Annotated in this window: 7 protein-coding genes; 4 read left to right on the top strand and 3 right to left on the bottom strand. The window is 35.2% G+C overall.

Annotated elements, in window-relative coordinates; all coding sequences use genetic code 11:
* Positions 1–111: 111 nt before the first annotated feature.
* A complete protein-coding gene (locus tag IEX65_RS06500) occupies positions 112–2595 on the top strand; it encodes a DUF5686 and carboxypeptidase-like regulatory domain-containing protein (protein WP_188765208.1) in 2484 nt (827 codons plus the stop codon).
* Here the strand turns inward: IEX65_RS06500 and IEX65_RS06495 are convergent.
* Genes IEX65_RS06495 through IEX65_RS06485 form a run of 3 tightly spaced genes read right to left on the bottom strand, consistent with a single transcriptional unit; the run spans position 2585 to position 7872 of the window.
* Entirely contained in the window at positions 2585–3580 is a 996-nt protein-coding gene (locus IEX65_RS06495; protein ID WP_188765207.1) for a hypothetical protein, read from the bottom strand. The two genes, IEX65_RS06500 and IEX65_RS06495, sit on opposite strands and share 11 nt — an antisense overlap.
* Before the next feature lie 24 nt (positions 3581–3604).
* A complete protein-coding gene (locus IEX65_RS06490; RefSeq protein ID WP_188765206.1) occupies positions 3605–5665 on the bottom strand; it encodes a sialate O-acetylesterase in 2061 nt (686 codons plus the stop codon).
* Positions 5666–5679: 14 nt separating this feature from the next.
* Positions 5680–7872: a glutamine synthetase III family protein gene (locus IEX65_RS06485; protein ID WP_188765205.1), complete on the bottom strand. Its 2193-nt coding sequence runs from the start codon at positions 7870–7872 to the stop codon at positions 5680–5682.
* A 278-nt stretch (positions 7873–8150) separates the two neighbouring features.
* Between IEX65_RS06485 and IEX65_RS06480 the strand changes: the two genes are divergently transcribed.
* The 3 genes from IEX65_RS06480 (at position 8151) to IEX65_RS06470 (ending at position 12967) form a co-directional block, all read left to right on the top strand.
* Positions 8151–9911, top strand: a complete 1761-nt coding sequence (locus tag IEX65_RS06480; RefSeq protein ID WP_188765204.1) for an LTA synthase family protein — start codon at positions 8151–8153, stop codon at positions 9909–9911.
* A 221-nt stretch (positions 9912–10132) separates the two neighbouring features.
* Positions 10133–11527 (top strand): C1 family peptidase, encoded by a 1395-nt coding sequence (locus tag IEX65_RS06475; RefSeq protein WP_188765203.1) that lies wholly within the window; start codon positions 10133–10135, stop codon positions 11525–11527.
* 408 nt (positions 11528–11935) lie between these two features.
* Entirely contained in the window at positions 11936–12967 is a 1032-nt protein-coding gene (locus tag IEX65_RS06470; protein ID WP_188765202.1) for a glutamine synthetase beta-grasp domain-containing protein, read from the top strand.
* The last annotated feature ends 24 nt before the right edge of the window (positions 12968–12991 follow it).

Below are 12991 nucleotides of genomic sequence, written 5' to 3'. Positions count from 1 at the left end.
GAATTTATATGATTTTTGTTAGTTTTCATTAATAAAAGCAACGTTTCTACTACTAATTACGTTTTAATTAAAATGATGGTTAGTATGCTGTCGATGAAACTTGCACAAATAATGAAAGGACTTTACATTTTATTTTTTATAATTTTATCACACATAGTTTCTGCTCAAAATGTATATATCATAAAAGGTAAGGTAACAGATGCCGTCACGCATGACCCTATTCCTTTTTCTTCGATAAATATTAAAAATACCTCTCTCGGAAAGAATACTGATTTTGAAGGAAATTTTCAATTTCAATTAGGGGCTATTCCTTCTGACTCGCTGCTTGTGAGTTGTTTGGGCTATTTTTCAAAATCCTTTTACATTTCAAAAGATTCACTCACACAAACGCTCAATATTCAACTCAAGCCTTCAGAGATTTTACTGCAAGAGGTAAAAGTTTATTCGGGCGAAAATCCAGCCTATCGAATTATTAGAAAAGCAGTTGCTGCTAAGTCTGAAAATAATTACAAGAAAATTGATGGCTTTGATTATAAAAGTTACAATAAAATTGAAGTTGATTTTAATAAAATAAGTGAAAAACTACGTGAGCGACGCATCACTCAGAAAGTAAATAAAGCAATCGAAGAAATTGGCACTTTGACCGATGATGATGGAAACGTTTTGCTTCCTACTTTTATTTCGGAGTCGGTTTCACATTATTATTACCGCAATAACCCTCGTCTTTCTAAAGAAATCATTGAGAAAACTAACATCAAAGGCATAGGTGTCACTGATGGGAGTTTGACTTCACAATTAATTGGTTCTACTTTTCAGCAATATAATTTCTATACAAATCAAGTTGATGTTTTAAACAAAAACTTCGCTTCTCCAGTAGCTGACGACTGGAAACTGATTTATGACTATTACTTGGCAGATAGTACCTACTTTGGTGATAACTTTTGTTATAAAATTGATTTTACACCAAAACGTAAACAAGATTTAGCATTTGCTGGCTCAATTTGGATTGATAAAGAATCATGGGCGATTGCTCAAATTGATGCGACTATTACGAAAGATGCCAATTTGAATTTTGTTGAACGTATAAAAATTCAACAAGAACTCGAACCCGTTGGAAATGTGTGGTTTCCTGTAAAAAACCGTATTTTGGTTGATGTAAACGAACTTACTAAAAATTCGGCGGGTATGCTCTTGAAGTTTACCAATTATAATGAAGACATCGTTGCTGATAAAGTAAAAGATGCCAAGTTCTTTGATAACGGTATTGAAATATCTCCTGACTTTAAGGAGAATGATAATAAATATTGGCAGAAAGCTCGTCCCGAGCCTTTTTCTGAGAAAGAACAAATGGCCTATGCAATGATTGATACCATTAAGAATGTGCCAGTGGTAAAGCGATATACGAACTTAGCTTTGTTGCTATCAAGTGGATATAAAAAGATTTATACAGGAATCGAACTTGGCCCTTTGGTTTATTCGGGAGCAATCAATAATGTTGAAGGTGTTAGAATGCGTTTGGGCTTACGAACAAACTTTGAGTTTAGCCGAAAGTGGATTTTACAGGGGTATTTGGCTTATGGTACTAAGGATGAAGCTTGGAAAATGGGAGGGGAAGTAACACGCATTATTTCGAGAAAGCCTTGGACAACCATTAGTTTAAAATACACCAACGATATTGAGCAGGTGGGTTTACGTCAAGAAGACTTAGGATTAGGGGCGATTTATTCGGCTTACATGAGATTTGGTACTCTAATGCGACCATTTTATGAAACTGAAAGAAAAATTCAATTACAACGTGAAGTTGCAAAAGGTGTATTTACAACTTTTGGTTTCAGGACACGCAGTTTTGACCCACTCTACGATTTTTCATACCGTGAAAAACCCCATTTAGAGGAAGCATCGCCACTTATTACGAGTTTCAATACATCGGAGTTTATTTCAGAAATCACATTTGCTCGTGATGAATTGGCGATAGTGAATGATAATGAGAGATTGAGTTTTGGCACAACAAGGTCTCCAACAATTACATTTAGATACGTTTTAGGGGCTAAAAACATTTTTAATAGCGACTTTAATTACCATAAATTGATGGCGAAATATAGCCATACTCTAAATTTAGGATATTTTGGTAAGACTTATTATAAAGCAGAAGCTGGTGTGATTTTGGGAACAGTGCCATATCCGTTGCTGAAAAGTCACTTAGGAAATGAAAGTATTTTTATTGTTGGAAACTCATTCAACCTCATGAATAACTTTGAGTTTGTGAGTGATAGGTATGCTTCGGCAAGATATACCCATGATTTTGAAGGTTTGTTTTTTAATCGTTTTCCGCTAATTAAGAAGTTAAAATGGAGAACATTTACTACTGGAAAGTTTTTAGTGGGAAATCTTTCTGCACAAAATCAGCAAATGAATCCAGCAGGAGATGTGAAGCCCTTTTCTGGTCTCGGTACAGAACCCTATGTTGAATTAGGCTACGGAATAAATAATATATTTAAGGTGTTGAGAGTCGAAGCCATTCATCGACTCACTTATCGGGATATGCCAAATGTCAAGAAATTTGGTGTTAAACTTACTTTAGAGCTTACTTTGTAGCATAAATCTTGTTCATAATATCATTGGCAACCGAAGGTTTATAATGATAAATCTCATAATAGTTGGCTATGTTTTCGGTGTATTCGTTAATACCTGAAAAATCATAGACGTTTTCTTTACCAAAATATTTAATGAGTGTTGCTAAGTCTTGTTGATTGAAATAAGCTTGGTCGTAGGTAGGCCCTAAGATAATTTTATACTTGGTATTGTTCTTTTTTAGGCTTTCTTGAATCATAGCCAAATATTTTAGCTGATAAGCCTTAATTGCTGCTGGTTGTATGTTTTTCTCTTTGCTACGTTTATAAAAGAAATTAGGTTGATTATAGTAGGCTACCGAATCTTTCTTGATTTGCTCGATATAACTCGTAAAAATAAAATCATTGACGATAGGAGTATAGTTTATCTTACGAAATTCTAAAAACTGACGCATATAATTTCTGAAACTTCCTGTCAGTAAATTATCATAAAATGCTACAAAAAATCCTTTTGAGAAATAAGTATTGATAAAAACTGTATGGTATTTCCACCATTGAAGCCCACTAACTCGATAATCTTGAATAAATACACTTCCTAAGGTATCTTGTTCATAATTAAACAAACTTCTGTCAAATACGAATAAAACATTATCAATTTTATTACCTTTTGCTTCAATAAATTTTAGCTTTGTAGCAACTCCCGAAATAGTTTCGCACGAAGCATCAAAATGATAGGGTGTTTTATCATTGATATGCTTACCCCATTCACGAGCATAGAAAACACTTGAGCGAGAACTTCCAAAAATGAAAGATTTGTAATTGAAATGCTGATGATTATGCAGAAAAATCTGAGTCGAAATACGGTCACGATTTAAGCTTTTAGCAAAATTATCAGGGTAAGCCTCATACTTTCTGATGATTTTGAAAGGGTCTGTAATTAAATACCCGATGATTAAAACAAAAAATGGACTTAGAAAAAGGCAGAGTTTTATCGAAAATTTACGTAACATTCAAAAATAGTATTGTTTATCGTTCTATTGAACAACAAATTTCTTAATTAATTTTGTATTATCCTCCAAAATAGCTTCAATTATATATTGGCCCTCAGCCAAATCATTGGTTGGGATGGTTATTGTTTGAACATAACCAGAATTGAGTTTGTCATAAATTAACTTACCTAAAGCATTAATAATTCGTAAATGAATAACTGGGGTATCGAATAACGGTTCAAAGTTTAATAAACTGTTTTTGGCAATAGGATTAGGATATACAAGAATGTCTTCGTTTGTAATCTCTACTGCTTGGTTTTCAGTTGGCAATTGATAACTTACCTCTGTTATGTTGCTGTATGGGGAATAGGTGTTATCTTCCTTAATTCTAATTCTATAAAAATATTTTACCCCCTTTTTTACCTTATTGTCAGCAAAAGTTGTTCCGTTGACCGTTCCAATTTCGTAAAAAATATTAGGATGGTTTTGTGCTTTTTCTATCACATACGTACAGTTCAAAAATTTAGGTACTTGCCAATGCAGAATTACTCTTTTGTAAGTAGATGTATCCCATTCGCCATTTAAGGTTGGTGTTGGTGCATTATTAATGTTTGTTATTGGCAGGTCTTTGAAGGTAAGAGCCATTAACCCTCTTGAATTTTTGATTTGAGTAATTCCAGGAAGAACAGCAATAAAATCATTTGTGTAATTATCTGGAATATATGTTATTTTTTTTGCATCACTTGGAGTTTTAAGTTTCAAAACTATGTAATTATCTACACCATTTCCACTCTCAATATTCCCTGCTTTACCATCTAAATATATATAGTCTTTTACGTTTATAGAAGGATGACTAATATCTTTTTTAGGTTCGTCTTTTGGAAAAGACATTTTCTGATTTAAATCAAATTCTAAAATTAAACTATCTTTTTTTGCTGTAAAGTAAGCTGATTTGATATTTGGTGATAAAATTTCGACTGTATCTTTGCTGTTAAGAAAATCACGTGCTATTAATCGTGCAACATCACTGCCATTTTGCTGATACCCTTCTAATTTATAATGTAGTCCATCGAAAGTAACGGTTCCAAATGTAGAAACAACTTCACAATCATTATATTTATTTTTGATTGTTCGTTGATATTCTCTTAAATTTCCTGCTGATGGGTTGTTACCGAAGTAAATATTATTTTGATAAGTATATATTTTCTTAAGATTGGGAAAGTCTTCGTACAACTGTTTCCTGAATTTTTCAAATTTCTTATCGTAATCATTTTTGTAGAATGGGTCGAGTGCTTCACTTTCACCTTGTCGCCAAACAATTATTCGAACATTTTTGTCTATGTCAAAAGCTTTTGAGCGTTTAACTAAACGACCATAAATTGTGGAGGGATTATCATGAGAAACTTCATCTCTGATACTGAGCTCTTCGATACTTTTGTTTCCTTCGGAGCCATTAAGTATACCAATAGGGATTTTGTATTTGTCAATGAGTTGTCTTTGGATTTCTAAACCTAAAAAACCAGCACTCCAATGATTCCATTGTCTTGTGACAACCCACATAAATTCATTTTTTGTAAAGTCTGCATAAGTACTTCTTCCAAACTTAAATTCATCTTTAAACCTTGGTAATTCATCTGTTGGATTGGCAAGTGCATTTGATTGCCCATAAATTATAATATTATCGCCACAAACAACTTCATTTGCTCCTTTGACTAATACTGAATCTTTATTATGAAAAGAATAAACTTTAAATTCATACTCTGAAAGTTCTGCATCAATAATAGGTGAGAATGAGAAAGCAGCAGAAAGTGGTTGGTTTGTGTACTGAAGTTTTTGCTTTTTATAGATGAATGGAATTTTATTTTTATAAACAACCAGCGAAATATCTGTTTGTCCTTCTGTATAAACTTTCCCTTCAATAGTTGCTGTGGCTTTATTAAAATCGTCTCGTTGAAATAGTTGGCCATCTTTGGGAAATTTGTCAAAAAACACTAAAATTTGACTCGCTGAATTTATAGAAATAAACAAAAATAAAACACCAAGTAAAATGCTTCGGTGCGAAGTTTTTAATACTTGGTGTTTTGTTATATTAAGTTTGGGAATCATAAAATTGAAAATTATTATCGAATATACAACAATTCTCGGTATTTTACTAATGGCCAATCTTCATCATCTATTAATATCTCTAATTTATCTACGTGGTATCTGATATCCTCGAAGAATCCTTTTACTTCTGTACCATAAAGTTTAGCCTGTTCTTCAATATCTTCGAGGTTATTGATTCTTTTTCGAGCTTCGGTCATTTCATGTACTAATTTTGAAATGATAGTTACTCGTTCTGAGATTTCTTTGATGATATTAACCACAGGCACAGACTCATTTACCAATTCCATATCTTTCAATGCTTTGGCAGTTTGAACTAAACGAGTTTGGTACTTAACAGCCGTAGAAACTACGTGGTTCATTGCCAAATCTCCAATTAAGCGAGATTCAATTTGAATTTTCTTGATATAGTTTTCTAATTCAATCTCGTAGCGGGCATGGAATTCTCTTTCTGTCAAGACTCCCATACGCTCAAAAATCTCGATAAAGTCTTTATTCAAATACGCTTTGAGTGCTTCTGGTGTGCTGGCAATATTTGATAAACCACGACGTGCTGCTTCTTCTTTCCACTCGTCGCCATAGCCGTTTCCTTCAAATAATATCTTTTTGCTTTCTTTGATATAACCTTTCAAGATTTTTACAATCACTTCTTCTTTTTTGCCTTCATGGTCAGTCATTTCGGCGTCATAATCAGCTCTGAATTTCTCTAATTGATTCGCAACAATCGTATTTAGAATCATCATTGGCTGAGCTGAGTTGGCCGAACCTCCAACTGCACGATACTCAAACTTGTTTCCAGTAAAGGCAAATGGTGATGTACGGTTACGGTCAGTATTATCAAGCAAAATTGATGGAATACGATTCAAACCAAGCTTGATGTATGCGTTTTCTCCTTTTTCTATTGAAACGATTTCTTTATTTTCAAGGTCATTCAAAACTTTTGTCATTTGAGTTCCCAAGAAGATAGAAATGATTGCTGGTGGGGCTTCATTGGCTCCAAGTCGGTGTTCGTTACCTGCTGATGCAATACTTGCACGTAGGAGGTCTGCATTGTCATGTACTGCTTTAACTACATTTACCAAGAATGTCACAAAACGCAAACTTTCTTTAGGCTTTGTGCTTGGCCCGAGCAAATTAACACCAGTGTCTGTTCCCAGCGACCAGTTATTATGTTTGCCGCTACCATTGATTCCTGCAAATGGCTTTTCGTGGAAAAGTACCTCGAAATTGTGTTTTCTGGCAATTTTTCTCATTAAATCCATCAACAAAATGTTATGGTCACAAGCAAGGTTCACTTCCTCAAAAGTAGGAGCAACTTCAAATTGAGCTGGAGCAACTTCATTGTGGCGAGTACGAACAGGAATTCCTAATTTCAGGGCTTCAAATTCAAAGTCAACCATAAAGGCGTTTACACGAGGAGGAATCGAACCAAAATAATGGTCGTCAAGTTGCTGGCCTTTTGCTGGCGGATGTCCAAAGACTGTACGCCCCGACATCATCAAATCTGGACGTGCATTAAATAACGATTTATCAACCAAAAAATATTCTTGTTCTGCTCCGAGCGTTGCCGAAACTTTCTCGACATGACGGTCGAAGATAATAGCCACTTCGGTAGCCGCTTTGTCGAGTGCATGAAGTGATTTCAATAATGGTGATTTAGAGTCAAGTAATTCACCAGTGTATGAAACGAAAATAGAAGGGATACACAAAGTACCAGTACCAGCTTCATTATACATAATAAATGCAGGTGAAGTTGGGTCCCAAGCGGTGTAACCACGAGCTTCAAATGTCGCTCTGATACCGCCATTTGGAAATGATGAGGCATCTGGTTCTTGTTGAGTTAAGGCACTTCCTTTAAATTTCTCGACAGCTTTTCCATCAAGATTAATATCAAAAAAAGCATCGTGTTTTTCGGCCGAACCACCCGTTAATGGCTGAAACCAGTGCGTATAATGCGTTGCACCCTTAGAAACCGCCCACGATTTCATGGCTGCGGCTACTTCATCGGCAATTTCACGGTCAATTTTATCACCGCTTTTAATAGCAACCGTAACTTTCATGTATGCTTCGGGCGAAAGCATCGCACGCATCACTTCGTCATTAAATATGTTTGAACCGTAAAAGTCGGTTACTTTTCCTGCTGGAATTTCTACTTTTGTAGCAGTTCGATTCTGTGCTTCCTCAACTGCTTTAAATCTTAATCTTGCCATTGCTTTAATTGTTTACGAATAATATTCTTATTGGTTATAGGTGGAAAAATATCTCTTTAATATTTAAAATATATCGAACAGAAGGGGGCTTTGTAAACCTTTGAAAATCAGTGTTTTACAATCTGACAATGATTTAAAAATTTACAAATATCATTTCTTATCTTATATTTGGGCTAAATTAAGCAAATCAAACCAATTTAATGAAAGAACGCTTACAATTTCTACTAATTTATTTTTGCTTTTGGGTGATATACTTCCTGTCGGCCAGGGTTATTTTTTTGAGCTATCATATAGAAGACACAAAACTACTCACGCTTGAAACCGTTTGGGGAATATTTTGGAATGGGATAAGAATGGATTTTTCGATGTCGGGCTACTTGTCCGTTATTCCATTTATTCTTGTTTGTATATCAAACTTTATAAAGAAAAGTCGTCTCGAAAACTGGATTTTTTCCTATACTTTCGTGGCTGTTTTTTTTATAACTTTAATTGTTGTAATTGATTTACAGGTGTTTAATACATGGGGCTATCGACTCGATGCTACGCCTTTGTATTACCTAAAATCACCAAAGGAAGCTTGGGCATCGGTTAGTTCTTCTCCATTATTGCAGCTTTTTATAAGTTTTATTATACTTCTTATTATAGCGTCTTATATAGTATATCGAATCATCACTCGTAATATTGATAATTGGAATTATATCGAAAATATTCCATTTATACCCGTATCTGTTATTTGTTTATTGGCTTTAATTGTGCCGATTCGTGGAAGTTTAGGGATTTCGCCCATGAACCAAAGTACCGTTTATTTTTCGACCAACAACTTTGCCAATATTTCGGCCATTAATGCCCCGTGGAATTTCATGAGTTCGATTGTAAATGGCACTTACGATAAAGTTAACCCGTTTACTTATCTGCCTAAAGAATCACTTACTGAAACCATAAAAGAGCTTTATACCACTTCAAATACTACACAAAAGGTCTTGAAAAATGACCTAAAAAAGCCAAATGTGATTTTTATAATTTGGGAAAGTTTTACAAAGAAAGCTACTGAGAAAATTATTAATGGTCAGGCAGTTACGCCGCAATTTAATGCCCTTAAATCTGAAGGAATTTATTTCTCGAATATTTATGCAAGCGGCGACCGCACAGATAAAGGACTACCAGCTATTTTGAGTGGTTATCCAGCCCAATCGACAACCTCTATAATCACAGAGCCTAATAAATCTGCCAAATTGCCTGTTTTGAGCAAAGATTTTGGCGATAATGCTTATTCAACCGCTTTTTATTATGGCGGAGAAACCGAATTTGCTAATATAAAATCTTATTTATACGAAGCTGATTTTCAGCGAATTATAAGTAAACAAGATTTCGACCCGAAGGATTGGAACTCCAAGTGGGGGGCTCAAGACGGAGCTGTTTACAAGAAGTTTCTGCAAGACCATGCCAATATTAATCAACCATTTTTCTCAACATTATTGACTCTCAGTAGTCACGAGCCGTTTGAAGTGCCAATCGAGACAAAATTTGCTGGTGAAGATGTAGATGCTAAATTTATGAATGCCATGTATTATGCTGACCAATCTTTGGGGAATTTTATTGCAGAAGCAAAAAAACAACCTTGGTGGAATAATACCTTGATTGTAATAGTAGCAGACCACGGACACCGAATTCCTGAAACTGGTAAAAAAGTAGATGATTTTAAAATTCCTATGCTCTGGTTAGGTGGTGCATTAGAAAAAAAAGGAATAGAGGTTTCAAATGTTTACTCTCAAATTGATTTGGCTTCAACTGTACTTCGCCAAGTGAATCTCAATGCCTATGCCTACAATTGGAGTAAAAATATTTTTGACCCGAAAACCAAACCTTGGGCGTTTTTTGCATTCAATAATGGATTCGGATTTGTCAATCAGTCGAAACAACTTGTGTATGATAATGTTGGTCATAAAGTGATTCAACAAAACGGAACCATTACTCCAAAAGACCAAGATTATGGCAAAGCACTCATGCAACGAATGTTTCAAGATTATTTAGACAAGTAGTAGAAAATTTTGTGATATTTTTAGAAAGTCATCAGAAATTAAAATTTTGATGACTTTTTTAATTTAGCGAAACTCTCATACAATAATTTGTAAAGTTTTTCTTTATTTGTGAAATCTTTTGCTCTCCTATAAATTTCTACGCCACCACTTCATATATAATTATACTTCAATTTACTTATTTAATCATTCTTAAAAACTGCATTTAGCACAAACTATTTACTATGAGCTTAGAATTTGAAGATGGAACAGTCAAAGGGTATGAATATTTAGCACCAAGTGCTAATGCCGAACGTTATCGCCCTTCATCTAAAGTTAGAGAGTCTGGCGTTCCCGCAAAAGTAGATTTAAGACAGTACATGACACCTGTCGAAAACCAACAACAATTAAGTAGCTGTACAGCCAATGCCGTAGCTGGAGCTTACGAATACCTAATCAAAAAGTATTTAAGCAAAAAAGCATTCGATGTTAGTCGTTTGTTTATCTATTACAATGCTCGTCTGAGAGCTGGCGGCCCAATCAAAGACTCTGGAAGCCATATCCAATATGCGGTAGATAGTTTGATGAAAGTGGGTGCTTGTAAAGAAGATACATGGCCTTATGAAGTAAAAAAAGTGAATGATAAACCTCACGAAAAATCGTACGAAGCAGCCAGTAACTTTAAAATTGAACAAAAGAAATTTATTCCAGTAAAGCTCGATGATTGGAAAAAAGCCTTAGCTGATGGTTATCCGATTGTTTTTGGCGTTGCACTTTTCCCTTCTTTTGATTCATGTTCAAAAAATCATGGTATCGTGCCAATGCCATCACCTGATGAAGCCTCTCGTTCGGCACATGGTCTTCATGCCATGCTATGCGTAGGATATTCTGATGTTGACGAAATGTTTATAGTTAGAAATTCATGGGGAACTGCATGGGGAGACAAGGGATACTGCTACATGCCATATAATTATCTGATTAATAATAAATTTAATTTAGGCGATTGTTGGATTTTTGGTCGCTCGACACCAATTCCTGATTCTGAAGATAGCTGGGTTGATGATAAAAAATCTATCATTAATGATGGCAAAGGCTACGACAAGAAAAACTTTGTAGTTTATAAAGAAAAAGATTACAAAAAATTTGACGTTTTTGAGAATATCGAAGTAATAGAATATGACGAAGAAGAGCCAGAAGAATTTTATGAACTCGAATATGAAGGCGATGGTGAATTCGATGAAATATTATATGAATATGAATCGCAATTTGAAGGCTTAGAAGAGGAAGAGTACGAAGAGGATGAGGAAGAAGAGTACGAAGAGGAGGAAGAAGAAGGTGAAGAGGAGGAAGAAGAGGAGGAAGAAGAGGAGGAAGAAGAGGAGGAAGAAGAGTATGAAGAAGAGGAAGAAGAGGAAGAAGAGGAAGAAGAGGAAGAAGAGGAAGAAGAGGAAGAAGAGGAAGAAGAGGAGGAAGAGGAGGAAGAGGAGGAAGAAGAAAGTGAAGAGGAGGAAGAAGCCGAAGAGGAAGAAGAAGCCGAAGAGGAAGAAGAAGCCGAAGAAGAAAGTGGTGAGGAAGAATCTGATGAATCATCTGAAGAAGAGGGCGGAGAAGAAGGAGGTGAGGAAGAGGAGGAAGCGTAAAATCAAAAGTCACAGGTTGTAAAACTTGTGACTTTTTTTATTCTTTAAAGATAAGATATCATTTCGGTCAATTCTACAAATAATTATATGTAGCAAAAAGATATATTTTGAAATATTAGGTTTAAATTTGAGTGTAAATACTTACTAAAGTTTTAAATACTTAAAATTTAGGTTTGAAAATGGGTACTTATGCACGAAATATTTATTCAATTTTGAAAATATAGGCTAATCTTCTACCTAAGAAAAACACCAAAACCAAACAAATCAAACAAAAAGTTGTACTTTATAAAGAATTTAGAATTTTCCACTAAAATTTTTGCCTTTTAAAGAATATTATATTGTTTTCGTATTATATATTTGTATCATATTCTTTGAATGATAACCGCAATACATTAAAAAATTACAACAATGGCAAACGTTCCAGTAGCAAAATTAGAGTACATTTGGCTTGATGGTTACAAACCAACGCAAAGCCTTCGCAGCAAAACCAAAATTGAAAAAAACTTCAGTGGTAAATTAGAAGATTGCGATATGTGGTCTTTTGATGGTTCTTCAACGCAGCAAGCTCCAGGTGGTTCATCTGACTGTTTGTTGAAGCCAGTGTTTATTTGCCCAGACCCAACTCGTCTTGGTGCAGGTTTCTTGGTAATGTGTGAAGTTTTAAACGCTGATGGAACTCCACATGAGTCTAATGGACGTGCTACTATTGATGATGAAGATAATGATTTCTGGTTTGGTTTCGAGCAAGAATATTTCTTGTGGAACCCAGAAACTAACAAACCTCTTGGTTTCCCAGCAACAGGTTATCCAGCTCCACAAGGACAATACTATTGTTCAGTAGGTGCGGCTAACGCTTTCGGACGTGACATGGTTGAAGAACATCTTGAAGTTTGTTTACAAGCTGGCTTGAATATCGAAGGTATCAATGCTGAGGTTGCAGCTGGTCAGTGGGAATTCCAAGGTTTTGCAAAAGGTGCGAAACAAGCTGGTGATGAGATGTGGATTGGCCGCTATTTATTAGAGAAAATCGGTGAAAAATATGGTGTTTCAATTAACTGGCACTGTAAGCCATTGGGCGATACTGACTGGAATGGTTCTGGTATGCACGCAAACTTCTCAAACACTTTGTTGAGAACTTCTGGTAGAAAAGAAGATTACGATGCGGTTTGCCAAGCGTTTGCTCCATTCGTTAAAGAACACATCGCTGTTTATGGTGCAGATAACCACTTACGTTTGACAGGTAAACACGAAACACAATCAATTGATAAATTCTCTTATGGTGTTTCTGACCGTGGTGCTTCAATCCGTATTCCGATTGCCGCCGTGCAAAAAGGCTGGAAAGGATGGTTGGAAGACCGTCGTCCAAACTCAGCTGCTGACCCATACAAAGTTGCAGCACGTATCATCAAAACTGTAAAGACAGCAGTAATTCCTGCTTAATTATAAAGACTTTTTTTCGAATAA

The organism is Emticicia aquatilis, assembly GCF_014644295.1.
In the GTDB taxonomy this organism is placed as follows: domain Bacteria; phylum Bacteroidota; class Bacteroidia; order Cytophagales; family Spirosomataceae; genus Emticicia; species Emticicia aquatilis.
The sequence above is the reverse complement of the archived record's forward strand: the minus strand, read 5'-3'. Positions and strand labels throughout refer to the sequence as shown.

Excerpts from the sequence above, each read along its gene's own strand:
- IEX65_RS06485 (WP_188765205.1), bottom strand. The coding sequence starts at position 7,872 with ATGGCAAGATTAAGATTTAAAGCAGTTGAGGAAGCACAGAATCGAACT.
- IEX65_RS06500 (WP_188765208.1), top strand. The coding sequence starts at position 112 with ATGAAAGGACTTTACATTTTATTTTTTATAATTTTATCACACATAGTT.
- IEX65_RS06490 (WP_188765206.1), bottom strand. The coding sequence starts at position 5,665 with ATGATTCCCAAACTTAATATAACAAAACACCAAGTATTAAAAACTTCG.
- IEX65_RS06475 (WP_188765203.1), top strand. The coding sequence starts at position 10,133 with ATGAGCTTAGAATTTGAAGATGGAACAGTCAAAGGGTATGAATATTTA.
- IEX65_RS06495 (WP_188765207.1), bottom strand. The coding sequence starts at position 3,580 with ATGTTACGTAAATTTTCGATAAAACTCTGCCTTTTTCTAAGTCCATTT.
- IEX65_RS06470 (WP_188765202.1), top strand. The coding sequence starts at position 11,936 with ATGGCAAACGTTCCAGTAGCAAAATTAGAGTACATTTGGCTTGATGGT.